12 protein-coding genes and 2 pseudogenes are annotated in these 13,233 nt (G+C 57.2%); 9 read left to right on the top strand and 5 right to left on the bottom strand.

The window, feature by feature from the left end:
• Positions 1–108 precede the first annotated feature (108 nt).
• From KZX66_RS03710 to KZX66_RS03720, 3 genes are all read left to right on the top strand, one after another.
• Entirely contained in the window at positions 109–933 is an 825-nt protein-coding gene (locus tag KZX66_RS03710; protein WP_248076547.1) for an aspartyl/asparaginyl beta-hydroxylase domain-containing protein, read from the top strand.
• 147 nt (positions 934–1,080) lie between these two features.
• On the top strand, positions 1,081–2,454 hold the full coding sequence (ppnN, locus tag KZX66_RS03715; RefSeq protein ID WP_248076549.1) for a nucleotide 5'-monophosphate nucleosidase PpnN: 1,374 nt from the start codon (positions 1,081–1,083) through the stop codon (positions 2,452–2,454).
• A gap of 271 nt (positions 2,455–2,725) precedes the next feature.
• Positions 2,726–3,097 carry a hypothetical protein gene (locus KZX66_RS03720; RefSeq protein WP_248076551.1) on the top strand — a complete coding sequence of 124 codons (372 nt, stop codon included), beginning with the start codon at positions 2,726–2,728 and terminating at the stop codon, positions 3,095–3,097.
• A 7-nt stretch (positions 3,098–3,104) separates the two neighbouring features.
• Here the strand turns inward: KZX66_RS03720 and KZX66_RS03725 are convergent, their stop codons facing one another.
• Together KZX66_RS03725 and KZX66_RS03730 are read right to left on the bottom strand one after the other, a co-directional pair.
• A complete protein-coding gene (locus KZX66_RS03725; RefSeq protein WP_248076553.1) occupies positions 3,105–3,434 on the bottom strand; it encodes a hypothetical protein in 330 nt (109 codons plus the stop codon).
• 130 nt (positions 3,435–3,564) lie between these two features.
• On the bottom strand, positions 3,565–4,464 hold the full coding sequence (locus KZX66_RS03730) for a DMT family transporter (RefSeq protein WP_248076555.1): 900 nt from the start codon (positions 4,462–4,464) through the stop codon (positions 3,565–3,567).
• A 98-nt stretch (positions 4,465–4,562) separates the two neighbouring features.
• On the opposite strand from KZX66_RS03730, the gene KZX66_RS03735 reads away from it, so the two are divergent.
• Positions 4,563–5,411 (top strand): LysR family transcriptional regulator, encoded by an 849-nt coding sequence (locus KZX66_RS03735; RefSeq protein WP_248076557.1) that lies wholly within the window; start codon positions 4,563–4,565, stop codon positions 5,409–5,411.
• A gap of 141 nt (positions 5,412–5,552) precedes the next feature.
• On the opposite strand, the gene mqo is transcribed toward KZX66_RS03735, so the two are convergent.
• Positions 5,553–7,199 carry a malate dehydrogenase (quinone) gene (mqo, locus tag KZX66_RS03740; RefSeq protein ID WP_248076559.1) on the bottom strand — a complete coding sequence of 549 codons (1,647 nt, stop codon included), beginning with the start codon at positions 7,197–7,199 and terminating at the stop codon, positions 5,553–5,555.
• Between the two features lie 505 nt (positions 7,200–7,704).
• Between mqo and KZX66_RS03745 the strand changes: the two genes are divergently transcribed.
• Positions 7,705–8,892, top strand: coding sequence for an MFS transporter (locus KZX66_RS03745; protein WP_248076561.1), 1,188 nt, complete (start codon positions 7,705–7,707; stop codon positions 8,890–8,892).
• A 97-nt stretch (positions 8,893–8,989) separates the two neighbouring features.
• Here the strand turns inward: KZX66_RS03745 and KZX66_RS03750 are convergent, their stop codons facing one another.
• Together KZX66_RS03750 and KZX66_RS03755 are read right to left on the bottom strand one after the other, a co-directional pair.
• Complete coding sequence (locus tag KZX66_RS03750) at positions 8,990–9,208, bottom strand: hypothetical protein (RefSeq protein WP_248076563.1); 219 nt, start codon at positions 9,206–9,208, stop codon at positions 8,990–8,992.
• Positions 9,209–9,355: 147 nt separating this feature from the next.
• On the bottom strand, positions 9,356–9,721 hold the full coding sequence (locus tag KZX66_RS03755; protein WP_248076566.1) for a DUF6124 family protein: 366 nt from the start codon (positions 9,719–9,721) through the stop codon (positions 9,356–9,358).
• 437 nt (positions 9,722–10,158) lie between these two features.
• On the opposite strand from KZX66_RS03755, the gene KZX66_RS03760 reads away from it, so the two are divergent.
• From KZX66_RS03760 to KZX66_RS03775, 4 genes and pseudogenes are all read left to right on the top strand, one after another.
• Entirely contained in the window at positions 10,159–10,572 is a 414-nt protein-coding gene (locus KZX66_RS03760; protein WP_248076568.1) for a hypothetical protein, read from the top strand.
• Between the two features lie 574 nt (positions 10,573–11,146).
• Positions 11,147–11,254, top strand: a pseudogene (locus tag KZX66_RS03765) (N-acetylmuramidase domain-containing protein); the annotation flags it as partial.
• An 8-nt stretch (positions 11,255–11,262) separates the two neighbouring features.
• Positions 11,263–11,834, top strand: a pseudogene (locus KZX66_RS03770) (phage late control D family protein); the annotation flags it as partial.
• 92 nt (positions 11,835–11,926) lie between these two features.
• Complete coding sequence (locus KZX66_RS03775) at positions 11,927–13,231, top strand: hypothetical protein (RefSeq protein ID WP_248076570.1); 1,305 nt, start codon at positions 11,927–11,929, stop codon at positions 13,229–13,231.
• Positions 13,232–13,233: the final 2 nt, after the last annotated feature.

Genomic DNA, 13,233 nt, shown 5'->3' on the forward strand with positions numbered 1-13,233 from the left:
GCGCAGAAGGCCTTATTATGACGCAGTTGTTTCAATATGTTTCAAACCCCACCACTCGCAGCCACGGATCCGGACCTGTCGAATGGCGTCCTTCTGGAGCTGAGTTGCATGAACAAGCCTGCTTTGCGTAAAAAAGCGCTATCGGTCGCCTGGGTACTCGGCGTCTTGCTGATTATCGATGTGTTCCCAGAAACCACGCTGGTGTTCCTTTGCCTGGTGCTGCTGTGCGGTATTTACGACTTCTTGCGCAATGGCCTGTACGACACACCGACATTCAAAAAGTACTTTATCGGCAGCGGCCGCAACACCTGGCTGCTGGCACCGTTCAACACGCTGTTCGACCTGTTGAGCTCACGCAACCGCCACGTTTACACGATGCGCGACCTGCCACCCGCCTGGCGTGAAGACCTGCAACAGGTGCTCGACGACGCCATGGCCCACAAGGACGAAATCATCGGTTACCTGGACGAACGCATGGCCGAGAAGAAGCGCGGGATGCTGTTTTTCCAGTGGTACGGACGGCCGATCGAAACCACGCTGGATATTCCTCAATTGCGCAAAAAGCTGCCGTACGTGAAGACCATCGGCGTATCGGTATTCAACGAAAACCGCTCGACGTCGTTTCACTTCGGCCCTTTGCGCATGATGTTCCGGGTGCTCTACAACATGGCACCGGCCCCCCATCACGATGGTGTGTTCATCCAAGTGGGCAAACACAAACATTACTGGCATGACGACCCGCTGTTTATTTTCGATGACACGCTGATGCACGCGTCCTTCAACAAAAATGACGCCAAGCGCTACTGCCTGTTTATCGATATCGTACGACCGACCCCGGTGCCGTGGGTGCTGAACGCCGTGATCGCCGGGTTTGCCGGGATGGTCTTCACCCTGCGTCGGGTTTTCTACAAAAACTGGAAGCTGATTCAGTGAGTTCTGCGGCATGATGGGGATGGACGGTATTTGCACTCGGCCTTGTGCCTGAGGTAAATATTCGGCTCGGGCGCGTTAATCTGCGCCCACCCTTCTCAAGCCATTGCGCCTCATCGGGTGCGGTGGCTGCGCTTTCAAGGAATCAGAATGCCCCAACGTCAAGTCATCAATGCCTCGGTCAGCCCGAAGGGCAGCCTCGAAACCCTCTCCCAACGTGAAGTGCAACAACTGAGCGAAGCCGGTACCGGCAGCATCTACACCCTGTTCCGCCAGTGCGCCCTGGCAATCCTCAACACTGGCGCGCATATCGATAACGCCAAGACCATTCTCGACGCTTATAAAGACTTTGAAGTGCGTATTCACCAACAGGACCGTGGTGTGCGCCTGGAACTGTTGAACGCCCCGGCGGACGCGTTTGTCGATGGTGAGATGATCGCCAGCACCCGTGAGATGCTGTTCAGCGCGCTGCGCGACATCGTCTACACCGAGAACGAACTGGACAGCCAGCGCATCGACCTGAGCAATTCCCAAGGCATCACCGACTACGTGTTCCACCTGCTGCGCAATGCCCGTACGCTGCGCCCCGGTGTCGAGCCGAAAATCGTGGTGTGCTGGGGTGGGCACTCGATCAATACCGAAGAATACAAATACACCAAGAAAGTCGGGCACGAACTGGGCCTGCGCAGCCTCGACGTGTGCACCGGCTGTGGCCCCGGCGTGATGAAAGGTCCGATGAAAGGCGCGACCATTTCCCACGCCAAGCAACGCATTACCGGCGGGCGCTACCTGGGCCTGACCGAGCCGGGCATCATCGCCGCCGAAGCGCCGAACCCCATCGTCAACGAGCTGGTGATCCTGCCGGATATCGAGAAGCGCCTGGAAGCCTTCGTGCGTGTCGGCCACGGCATCATCATCTTTCCCGGCGGCGCCGGCACGGCCGAGGAATTCCTCTACCTGCTGGGCATTCTGATGCACCCGGACAACCGCGACGTGCCGTTCCCGGTCATCCTCACCGGGCCGAAACAGGCCGCGCCGTATCTGCAGCAGTTGCATGCCTTCGTCGGCGCCACCCTGGGCGAGGCGGCGCAGGCGCATTACCAGATCATCATCGACGACCCGGCCGAAGTGGCGCGCCAAATGACCGCCGGCCTCAAGTCGGTGAAACAGTTCCGTCGTGAGCGCAACGACGCATTCCACTTCAACTGGCTGCTGAAGATCGACGAGGGCTTCCAGCGTCCGTTCGATCCAACCCACGAAAACATGGCCAGCCTGCAACTGAGCCACGCGCTGGCGCCCCACGAACTGGCCGCCAACCTGCGTCGCGCGTTCTCGGGCATCGTGGCCGGGAACGTGAAGGACAAGGGCATTCGCCTGATCGAACAACACGGCCCGTACGAGATCAACGGCGACCCGGCCATCATGAAACCACTGGACGAACTGCTTCAGGCATTTGTTGCCCAGCACCGCATGAAATTGCCCGGTGGCGCAGCGTACGTGCCGTGCTATCGCGTCGTGCAGTGAGCGCCAATGGCGGGTTGACGACCGTCCGCAGACGCTGACGGTCGGTCATGGTTTGTATCGCTTTGGCCCATGGGCAAGCAGGTGATGACTGAGCATTTGGTCCAGGTTTGGATTATTCCGATTCACTCCTCATCTGCGAGCCACCCTATGGACCAACGGATCTTGTTGGAGATACTCCCCCCAGGCATCCGCACTGATCGAGTCCCTCACGCCCCTGTCGCCAGGCTTTGGTAAAAACCGCCTCTCCCCCCTGATCAAGAGAACGACCAACGTGCGCACGCTTTTTCTGGCTGCAATGGCCCTGTTGCCATCACTCGCCGAGGCCGACGTCATCTGGCCCGACCTGCCGACAACCTGTTTCGTCAGCGGCCGCCCAGCCACCAGCGCGGATGTCGACACGGGCTGCGCAGCGTTTCTGATCAATGTGAAGGGCAAGGCGGCGGGTACACCGATCAAGGTGGACGTTCCCCAATACGCCCTGCATGTGGACGAGGCCACCGGCAAGGAAACGCCGGTGATCATTATCCAGGCCGAGGAGAACGGCGAGATCAAGGCCGTGGGGTACAAGGAGCTGGGCACCGATCAACTCGGCGCCGCGCTGTTGAGGGAAGTTCGGCTACTGGGTACCAAAAAGCCCTCTTGAGCCTGGCTTAACGCACCCAGCCACCGTGCTGCCAGTGATAACCGTCGTTGCGCTGAACCCAGTGCGGATGCACATAGCGATACCCTTCACGCACCGGCTCCCAATGGCCGTGCACCGCCACATAACGCCCGCCTTCCCAGCGCCAGTAGCCGCGTGACCAGATGTAGCCTTCGCGTACCGCAGGCTCGACCTCAATGACCTGCACCGGCGGTGGCTGTGGCGCCACCACCTCGACATATTCTCGTTGCACTGGCCGACGATCATGCACAACACGCTCTTGCACACACCCGGATGCCGCGACGACAACCGCCGCCAACGCTGCATAACGTAACAACATAAAAACCCCTCGGGCGCTGACGCCCAACACTTGCACCAGTAAAAAATGCCCCGTGTTTCAGCCATGCATTACTCAGGCTTGAGTTACTTTTTAACAGGTGGTGTCTGTCAGGTTGCTGAACTCGGACACATCAAGAAACACACGCGACGGTCGGTCGTTTCAAGCGCACCAGCACCATCCCCGCGACCACCACGGCAATACCGGCATAGGTCGAGGCGTGAATCACATCGCCGAACATCAGCGCTGCCCACACCAACGTCACAGGGGGTTCCAGATACACCAGCGCCGCGACGCGTGTCGCTGTCATCACCCGCAGCAGCATCCACAGGCTCAGGTAAGCCCCAAACGTCGAGAACACCGTCAGCCAGACAATCGAGACCAGTACAGCGGGGTCATGGGGAATACTCAACGTATCGGTATAGAGCACGGCGCCGGTGAAGCCGATCAGGGTCAGCAGCGATTGGATAAACAGCGGCAGCATCAAGCCCGCGTCCCGGCCTTGAAGGCTGCGGCGCTCGTACAACGTCGCCAACGTCAGCCCCAGCGCCGCGGCCAATGGCAAGCCGTACATGAGCAAGCCGACGCTGGCGCCGCTGCTGCGGTACTGCCCGGCAATCACGATCAATACCCCGACAAAGCTGACTGTCAGCCCCGCCCACTGCCAGCCACCGCTGCGCTCAGTGGCGTTGCCCGTCGACAATGCCGCCGTCATCAAGGGCTGCAGCGCCGCAATGATCGCGGCAATGCCGGGCGGCAAACCGTTCTGGATCGCCACGTAGAGGCAACTCAGGTACAGGAACTGAGACAGGAAACCGACGATGGCATGATGCCGAATCTGCGCCCATGAAACGCTCAATACCCTGACATTCAAAAACACGCCCAGGCACAGCGATATCAGCAGGAAACGCCAGAACAGCAGGTTGAACGCCCCGCCGCCCTGGGTGCCGAGCTTGGCGCCGATGTAGCCGGAGCTCCAGGACAGCACAAACGCACCCTGCAATAACCAAAGCCTCAGGGTTGATCGCGTCATATCGCCTCCAATCTTCGTAGATTGACCCCAAGGCTAAAGAGCGCACATGCTTATGTATATTTGAATAACCGGCATAACCAATCCGAAAAAGCAGAATCATGACCAAACAATTGAACATTGATCTACTGCGCACCTTCCACGCCGTCGCGCGCTTTGGACGCTTCAACGAAGCGGCAGACCATGTGCATCGCAGCGCTTCAGCGGTGACGACTCAGATCCAGAAGCTGGAAAAACAGATTGGCCAGCGTCTGTTCAGCCGTAACAACCAGGGCGTGGAGTTGACGCTCTACGGCAAGAAACTGCTGGGCGAAACCACTGAGTTTCTCAAGAGCCATGACCGTCTACTCATCTCGCTGATGCCTCAACGGATGCAGGGCAAGATCCGCCTGGGAATACCCGATACGTATGCCCCCGCGTTCATTCAGGCATGCGTGCCGCAGTTGATCGCCGACAACCCCTTGCTGGAACTGGAAGTCGAAGCGCGCACCAGCGGTGAGTTGCTGAATATGTTCATGGCGAACCAGTTGGACCTGACGATCACCGTCAGCGCGCAGCCGCTGGCACAGGGCGAACGGCTGGGGCCCGTACAGCCGCTGTGGGTAGCGGCCGAACACTTCAGCTACACGCCGAACGCCGCCCTGCCCATTACGGTACCCGTTGCCGGCTGCCCGTATCGTGCAGCGGCGTTACAAATGCTGAAGGACCACGGGATTTATCATCGCGTGCTGCTGGAGAGCCCCAACTCTTCGGCTGTCGAAGCCTGTATACGCAGCGGCGTCGCGGTGGGCCTGATCGAGGAAAGTCGCATGGGCGAAGGACTGACTCAGCGCATCGCCGGCATCATGTTGCCGCCACTGCCGGAGCATCATCTGTACCTGCTGTGCGACAGTAGCAACGCACTGGCGCTGCATGTGTATGACCAGGTTAAACACAACTTCCACATTTGAGCGCTCCAGGGCCGACGCGCTGAAGTGCGCGACTGGATCGGACTGGCCGCGGCCGAGCGCTCGTGCCCTCCTCCATAAACACCACGCCCGCAAAAAAGCCCGCTGACCGTTACCGGTTCAGCGGGCTTTTGCTGGAGCGTGTTACAGCGCCAGATCAGACGCCGGCTTGCTCGGCTCAGCCGCAGGCTTGGCCGCTTCGGTCGCCTTGACAGGCGCTTTTTGCGGAATCACAGGTGGTGTCGGCAGTTGCAGGACATCGGCGGTGTAGGCCCATTCCTTGGCAACGGCTTCCGGGCTGTCGTTCAGCTTGGTGCCGTAGCTCGGGACGATCTGGTGAATCTTTGCCTGCCACTCAGGCGTCGCAACCTTGTCCTTGAACACTTTCTGCAGCACGGTCAGCATGATCGGAGCCGCGGTGGACGCGCCTGGCGATGCACCCAACAGGCCTGCGATGGTGTTGTCGGCGGAGCTGACCACTTCGGTACCGAGTTTCAGGACGCCGCCCTGCTCTTCGTCACGCTTGATGATCTGCACACGCTGACCGGCCTGCCACAGACGCCAGTCGGATTGCTTGGCGTTCGGGAAGTACTCTTGCAGCGCCTTGAAGCGGTCGTCATCGGACAGCATCAGTTGGCCGGCGAGGTACTCGACCAGTGGGTATTCACGAATACCGACTTTGGTCATGGGCCAGATGTTGTGGGTGGTGGTGCTGGTCAGCAGGTCCAGGTACGAGCCTTCTTTGAGGAACTTGGTGGAGAAGGTGGCAAATGGGCCAAACAGGATCACGCGCTTGCCATCCAGCACGCGGGTGTCCAGGTGCGGAACCGACATCGGCGGCGCGCCAACCGATGCTTTGCCGTAGGCCTTGGCCAGGTGCTGCTCGGCAACGGTTGGGTTATCGGTCACCAGGAACGAGCCACCCACCGGGAAGCCTGCGTATTCCTTGGCTTCAGGAATGCCCGACTTCTGCAGCAAGTGCAGTGCACCGCCGCCAGCGCCGATGAACACGAACTTGGCGTCGGTTTCAGTCTTGGTGCCGTCTTTCAGGTTTTTGTAGCTGACACGCCACGAACCGTCGGCGTTCTTGGTGATGTCCTGCACTTCGCTCGACAGTTTCAGGTCGAACTTAGGCGTGGTTTGCAGGTGAGCGACGAACTGGCGGGTGATCTCGCCGAAGTTCATGTCGGTACCCAGCGGGCTCCAGGTGGCCGCGATTTTCTGGTTCGGGTCACGCCCTTCCATCATCAACGGAACCCATTTGGCGATCTGTGCCGGGTCTTCGGAGTACTGCATGCCGGCAAACAGCGGGCTCGCCTGCAGGGCTTCGTAGCGCTTTTTCAGGAACTTGATGTTTTCATCGCCCCACACAAAGCTCATGTGCGGCGTGGTGTTGATGAACGAGCGCGGGTTCTTCAGCACGCCCTGACGGACCTGCCAGGACCAGAACTGACGGGAGATCTGGAACGCTTCGTTGATCTCGACCGCTTTCGGGATCTCAACGTTGCCGTTCTTGTCTTCCGGGGTGTAGTTCAGCTCAGCCAGGGCCGAGTGACCGGTACCGGCATTGTTCCAGCCGTTGGAGCTTTCTTCGGCCACGCCATCGAGGCGCTCGACCATTTCCATCGACCAGTCCGGTTCCAGCTCGTTAAGCCAGACACCCAGGGTCGCACTCATGATGCCGCCGCCGATCAGCAGCACATCGACTTTCTTTGTCTCTTGCGCGTGAACGGACGTGATCCCCATCGACAACGCCAGCCCCAGCAAGGCAGTGTTTACTTTTTTAAACATCAGTAGCACCTATGATAAAACGCCATCCGCCCCACCACTCCCTGATCATGGGCAACCCTCCATCACGCTACGCCAGGCAACGTATCGCGGGGGTGTGCACATTCACGTGAGAGCCGCAGGGTGGGCACACAAGACCGACGTATCGGCCTCACTTTTATGTCCCTTCTGCGCTGACTTCTTATCATTATTGGCTTCAGCTACCTGGGCGCCAGCCATCCGCCGGGACGTATACGGGTGTACGCACCAGAGAAAGCCTAGACCAAGACGGCGCGCAGAATATCACGCTAAACAGCGTTTATGCGTCGTTTGGCCAATTGACAGTGCTAAAACACCGGTTTTAAACCGGCAGATCGGCTTATGTGTCAAGCCAGCCAGGCGCGACGTGCGGTCACAGGGCAGTCTGCCCATGGAACTCTCGCGTAAACGGCTGTTCTAGAACCCTTCGTCGCGGCTCGCGTAGCACCCGCCGCTCACCTTCTTGCTTTACACCCAAACAGGGCGATCCATGTCTATCCAGCAAACAACCGCGCACGTGCTGCCCGCGCGCAGCGCCGCCAAGATGGAAGCGGCCATGGCCGTGGGCGCTTTCGCGATCGGTACTGGCGAATTCGCGATCATGGGCCTGATGCCCGACATCGCCCACAACCTGAACTTGAGCGAACCCCAAGTGGGCCACGCCATCAGTGCCTACGCGCTGGGGGTGATGGTCGGCGCGCCCCTGCTGGCGATCCTGGGTGCCAGGTTGCTGCGCAAACACATGCTGCTGCTATTGATGGGGCTGTATGCACTGGGGAACTTCGCCACTGCATTTACCCCGACCTTCGGCTCGTTGGTGGCCTTCCGCTTTATCAGCGGCCTGCCCCACGGCGCCTATTTCGGGATTGCCGCCGTGGTCGCCTCAAGCATGGTGCCGACCGACAAGCGCGCCGGCGCCGTGGCCCGCGTGATGATGGGACTGACGCTGGCGATGTTGCTGGGTAACCCGATTGCCACCTTCCTTGGCCAGCACCTGGGCTGGCGCTCGGCGTTTGCATTGGTCAGCGTCATCGCCCTGTGCACCATTGCCCTGGTCTGGCAGTTCGTTCCCCACCGCCGCGACGAACCCCGCAGCGACCCACGCAAAGAATTGCGCGCTTTTACCAAACCGCAGGTGTGGATGGCCCTGTCCATCGGCGCGATTGGCTTTGCGGGGATGTTCTGCGTGTTCAGCTACCTGGCCCCAACCATGCTTGAAGTGACCAAAGTCTCGCCCCAATGGATCCCCTTCGGCCTCGCCGCGTTTGGCGTCGGTGGCATCATCGGCAACATCGCCGGCGGCAAGCTGTTCGACCGCCTGCAATTTCGTGCGGTGGGTGTGATCCTGGTGTGGTCGATCGCCATCCTGCTGCTGTTCCCCTTCATTGCAGGCTCACTGTGGGGCGTGCTGCTCGGCATCGGCCTGGTCGGCACCATGGTCTCGCTGGCGGCGCCGCTGCAAATCCGCCTGATGGACATCGCGCACGAAGCGCCGAGCCTGGCGGCGGCCTCCAACCACGCAGCGTTCAACCTGGCCAACGCGCTAGGACCCTGGTTTGGCGGGATGGCAATTACCGCGGGATATGGCTGGACGAGTACCGGGTACATTGGCGCGGTGACCGCGCTGGTCGGCCTTGGCCTCTACCTCATCGCCCGCCGCATGAAAGGCGGCCACTAACCCCCACACTTGCGCCCCACCACCGAGCACATGTGGGAGGGGGCTGCCTCCGATAGCAGTGGGTCAGTCACCCCACAACTGACCGACCATCACTGCATCAATCATCATGCAACAACCCCGACCCATACTCCCCATAACTACTTCCCAACCCACTGCCGCCAAAATTCATCCTGGCGGCTTTGCTGGGGCTGTGGTCACCGAATGCCTGGCATCCGCCTGAAAAACACGGGTCGCTGTTCACAGCGGACGAGGATGAACATGCGCTCAACAGCAACGTGCCAGCAATCAGCGCGACTTTAACCAGGTTCGAGATCATGTTTTCAGTTCCCTGTGGGCTGGAGGCGCGGGGGTCCTCTCTTGAAGAGGATCGTAGACCTCAAAGGTGCAGGGGTTTATGAAATTTTGCGCGGTGACAGCAGGGGTTCAGGTTGCCGCCTTGGGGTCAGGCGGCGGGGGTTGGGGGTCAGGCGGTGGCTGGGCTGGCGGCAGGCGCGACTTGCTCTTGGGCGCGGGCGACGAGCAGAGCGCTCAGGTCGATGAGTTGTTGTATGCCAAGGATGATGGCGCGGTGCGGGTCTTCTAGGTCGAAGGCCAGGGTGGCGGCCATTTGGTTGGCGGAATCCAGGTGCTCGGCGGCGTTGGCCAGGAGGGTTTCGGTGTCGATGTTGGGGCTGACTAGGAAGATATGGCTGGTTGGGTGTTCGACGGGAGCAGCGTCATCGGATGGTGGCAGGTAATGGTGAATTGCTCGTTGGGCAGCCGTTTGTAGTTTGGCATCGACGGGCGCAGTGTTTTGATCGACATAAGAATTGCGTGATTTGTTAGGCATGGGCGAAGCTCCAAATTTTCGGGAGTTAAAACGCCTTAGCAATACGGACTTCCACCTCCGGCCGCTGGGTTTGTAGCGGCTTGAGGAGGTTAGCGATGGGAGGTCTGACGGGCAAGCTGAGACAAGTGTGGGAAGGTTCCTAGGCTATATCGTGGTCTGACGCCGGCATACATGACCCCGATATACATTTAATAAAAATAATTTTTATGGCGGAAACTTAGTCCGAGGTGATCAGTCTGTATAAATAATGGCAGGTTGCCAGCCCTCTTGACTCGCTTAGGCATGCAAAGCAACTCCGCCCCCCCCAAGACTTGATCAAGGAGTTCGAGACGAACATTCATAAATACCCTTATTTACCGTTCAAAAAAACTTTCGCGCGTGGCCGCGGCACCTAATATCTTTTCCTGTGATATCGAGTTATCTCGAACGGAGCTTTAATGAACTTCAAGATTGCTCTGCTGGGTTCGATTATTCTATTTTCGCCCCTGCATCAAGCCTATGCTGACACGTGCAGTAAGAATATCTATAACGGTTACAACTGCAGATATGACGACGGAACAACGTCTACCAGCAGCGCTAATATTTATGGTGGCGAGGATACCCGCTACAGCGATGGCCGCACATCAAAAAGCAGCGCCAATATTTACGGTGGGCAAGATACTCGCAACAGCGATGGCACTACCTCGCAAAGCAGTAGGAACATTTACGAGGGGCTGGATACCCGCAACAGCGATGGCACTTCGGCGCGAAGCATCGGAAACATTTATGGCGGACACGATACTCGCTACAGCGACGGCCGCTCTTCGAGAAGCACAGCCAATATCTATGGCGGGCAAGATACTGATCATTAGAATAGATCATTACCGTACTAGCTTGGACATTCACCTCAGAAATTGATAGAGCTCTCCCGAAGGGCCGTTTTGTTGCCCTCTAGGATGTCGCAGCTAGCATTATTGCGACAACGCTGTATTTACTATCTGCATATCGGTGCAGGTCTGTTTCATGCAAATCGGTGTTGCAAATCGGTGTCAGACCACGATATTCGGCGCAGCGATTGCCCTGAACTCATCGGCGTATGCAAGGGCACAGAACACGCCTCCCCGACACCCAAGACCCATCCCTGATAAACTGCGCACCATTCCACCCCGCTGACTCAGACCCCTAATGCCCCTACAAACCGCCCCCCTCTCTCGCCGCTTCTCCGTAGCCCCAATGATGGATTGGACTGACTGATCAGCCGAGCCCTTCCGCTCCTTAGCTCCAAGCCAGACCCTCTAGTTTTTTAGCATTTATTCAGCACTGAGCAGCCCAGCACAGTGATTGCTTATCTGTGGGTGAACGCTATGAAATCAGAGCTTTCAGTCCCCCAAGGGTTTGCTGGCCCATCTGACAAAACCATCGTACGCATGCGCGCGCACCACGCACATCCGCTTTATCGAGAAAGACCCCATCCTGCACAAGGCCCTCATGGCCAAAAAGTGGGCCGCCTTCGCCGAGCGCTACAACGGCCCCGCCTACGCCCGCAACCTGTAAGACGTAAAGACGGCGACCAACACCGCTTTCTACAGGCCGACCGCGACAGCTACACCTGGGTCAAGGCTTACTACTACAAGGTCAACAGCGCCGACAAAAAAGAGGCTATCGCAGGCTCAGGCGACAACCTCAAGGAGCTGCGCCACAGCTACACCGACCAGGCCAGCGCAATGGAAGCGCCTGCAGCGCGGTACCTCCCCCCCTCAGCTACACACTGGCCAAGGTTCGCCCCGAGCTAACACCCGACCAAACCTACAGCCTGCACGGCGTAAAGGCCGAGATCAGCGCCATCATCTGGCTAGGCGGCAACCTGCGCCACAGTTTCACCACCGAGAGCTACACCACCAGCCTGGAGCTGGAGTCCAAACTGCCTGACGGCGACGACTTGGAGCAACTGGCCGAAGCCGACAGCACCTACACCGGCGTGGTGGCCTGGTACCGCGACGAGAAAACCGGCGAGCAAAAGCAACTCACCGCCGGCGACAAGGCCAACCCCAAACGCCTGACCCACCTCTACGCCAACAAGGCCAACGCCCAGCGCGCAGTGGATCGGGAGCCGCAGCGCAAGCCGCAAAACTAGGTCTATGATAGTTGATAGGTAAATGACTGGAGGGTTTAAGAACCGTTGAAGCGCCACACCAATAACCAACACTATTAAGAGAAAGGAATGCCATGCCAAATCTTTATATTGCAACACCGGTATTACTGGGGGCTCTTCTAACAGGGTGCACCACTACATCAGTGGTTAAATCAAATTTATTATCCGATCAAGACCATGGAAATGGAACGGTTTATTCACTACCAAAACAGCTTGTAAAAATAACATTTTCTCGAACCCCACTAAACTCTAGCGAAACCGCTGCAAACGTAAAAAAACTCAAAGACACCATAGAAGCCAAAAAGAAAGAAATCAAAGAATTAACCACAGAAGAAAGTGCACTAAAGAAGCAGATTGCAAAACTTTCCGGAGACAATAAAGCCGAAGTAGAAGCAAAACTAAATATCGAGCTAGCCATGCTGCAAGCTAAGAAACTAGTGCACACCGCAGAGCTTAGTGAAAAAGTAATTGAGCTCAACACAGCAACACAAGACCATACGCTTGCGCTAAACAGCGATGCTGCCTACGCTGAAAAGCTCGAAATAACTGCAGAGCCAATCACCACTGACAAAAAATTCACATACTCAGCCGGTGTTGACCACAGTCCTATGTTCTCAGACAACATAGAGTTGAAAAGCAAAAATGGCTTACTTGATGGAGCACTGGGCCATAGCGATGACAAAACTTCAGATATATTTGTGTCTATTGTCAGCAGCTTAGCAGCCATGAAATCTCCAGGCAGCAACAAAATGGTTTATCGAACACTCAAAAGGCAGCCAGCCGCCCCTACATGCACCAAATCTCCCGTTATCTCAGTATCTCAAACTATAGACCCGTACGAACCTAAACAGCTTGATATTGTTAACCAGCTTGTTCGTAGAGGCTGTATAAAAATAAGCATTAGTTCCGATGGCTTTGATAAGCAAACACAGTCGACCGGCCCTGCTGCCGCCGATGGATTAGTTTATCGAACACCTGGCATTCTGAATTTCTATGTCAATGAAATAATAGACAATGTTGGTACAACCGGCCCTACACCAATTGGCATTATACCTGTTGGCCTGGCCCAGGCTGGCCATAGCGGCTATGTATCTTTGCCGAAAGGTCGATTCGCAAAAAATGAATATGATGTGTCATTCAGCAACGGCGTTCTCGTAAAACATAAAACGGTTCAGCCGAGTGAGGTTCTTGGCGCAGCAATGATTGTTCCAAATACAATCAGAGGAATTTTTGCACTGCCAACGGAGCTGATTAAGTTTAAAGTCGACTATTCATCCAGCGACAAAAGTATTGCTGACAGTCAGAAAGCGGTATTAGCCGCTCAAGTTGAAATGGAAAAACTTCAAATGGAACTTGAAAAACTCCAGAAATCTAACTAACC

This window comes from Pseudomonas sp. EYE_354, from assembly GCF_023148575.1.
Classification (GTDB): Bacteria; Pseudomonadota; Gammaproteobacteria; order Pseudomonadales; family Pseudomonadaceae; genus Aquipseudomonas.

Bases quoted from the DNA above. Each gene is read 5' to 3' on its own strand.
- KZX66_RS03760 (WP_248076568.1), top strand. From the start codon at position 10,159: ATGAACTTCAAGATTGCTCTGCTGGGTTCGATTATTCTATTTTCGCCC.
- KZX66_RS03735 (WP_248076557.1), top strand. From the start codon at position 4,563: ATGACCAAACAATTGAACATTGATCTACTGCGCACCTTCCACGCCGTC.
- KZX66_RS03725 (WP_248076553.1), bottom strand. From the start codon at position 3,434: ATGTTGTTACGTTATGCAGCGTTGGCGGCGGTTGTCGTCGCGGCATCC.
- KZX66_RS03775 (WP_248076570.1), top strand. From the start codon at position 11,927: ATGCCAAATCTTTATATTGCAACACCGGTATTACTGGGGGCTCTTCTA.
- KZX66_RS03745 (WP_248076561.1), top strand. From the start codon at position 7,705: ATGTCTATCCAGCAAACAACCGCGCACGTGCTGCCCGCGCGCAGCGCC.
- ppnN (WP_248076549.1), top strand. From the start codon at position 1,081: ATGCCCCAACGTCAAGTCATCAATGCCTCGGTCAGCCCGAAGGGCAGC.
- KZX66_RS03750 (WP_248076563.1), bottom strand. From the start codon at position 9,208: ATGATCTCGAACCTGGTTAAAGTCGCGCTGATTGCTGGCACGTTGCTG.
- KZX66_RS03755 (WP_248076566.1), bottom strand. From the start codon at position 9,721: ATGCCTAACAAATCACGCAATTCTTATGTCGATCAAAACACTGCGCCC.
- KZX66_RS03730 (WP_248076555.1), bottom strand. From the start codon at position 4,464: ATGACGCGATCAACCCTGAGGCTTTGGTTATTGCAGGGTGCGTTTGTG.
- mqo (WP_248076559.1), bottom strand. From the start codon at position 7,199: ATGTTTAAAAAAGTAAACACTGCCTTGCTGGGGCTGGCGTTGTCGATG.
- KZX66_RS03710 (WP_248076547.1), top strand. From the start codon at position 109: ATGAACAAGCCTGCTTTGCGTAAAAAAGCGCTATCGGTCGCCTGGGTA.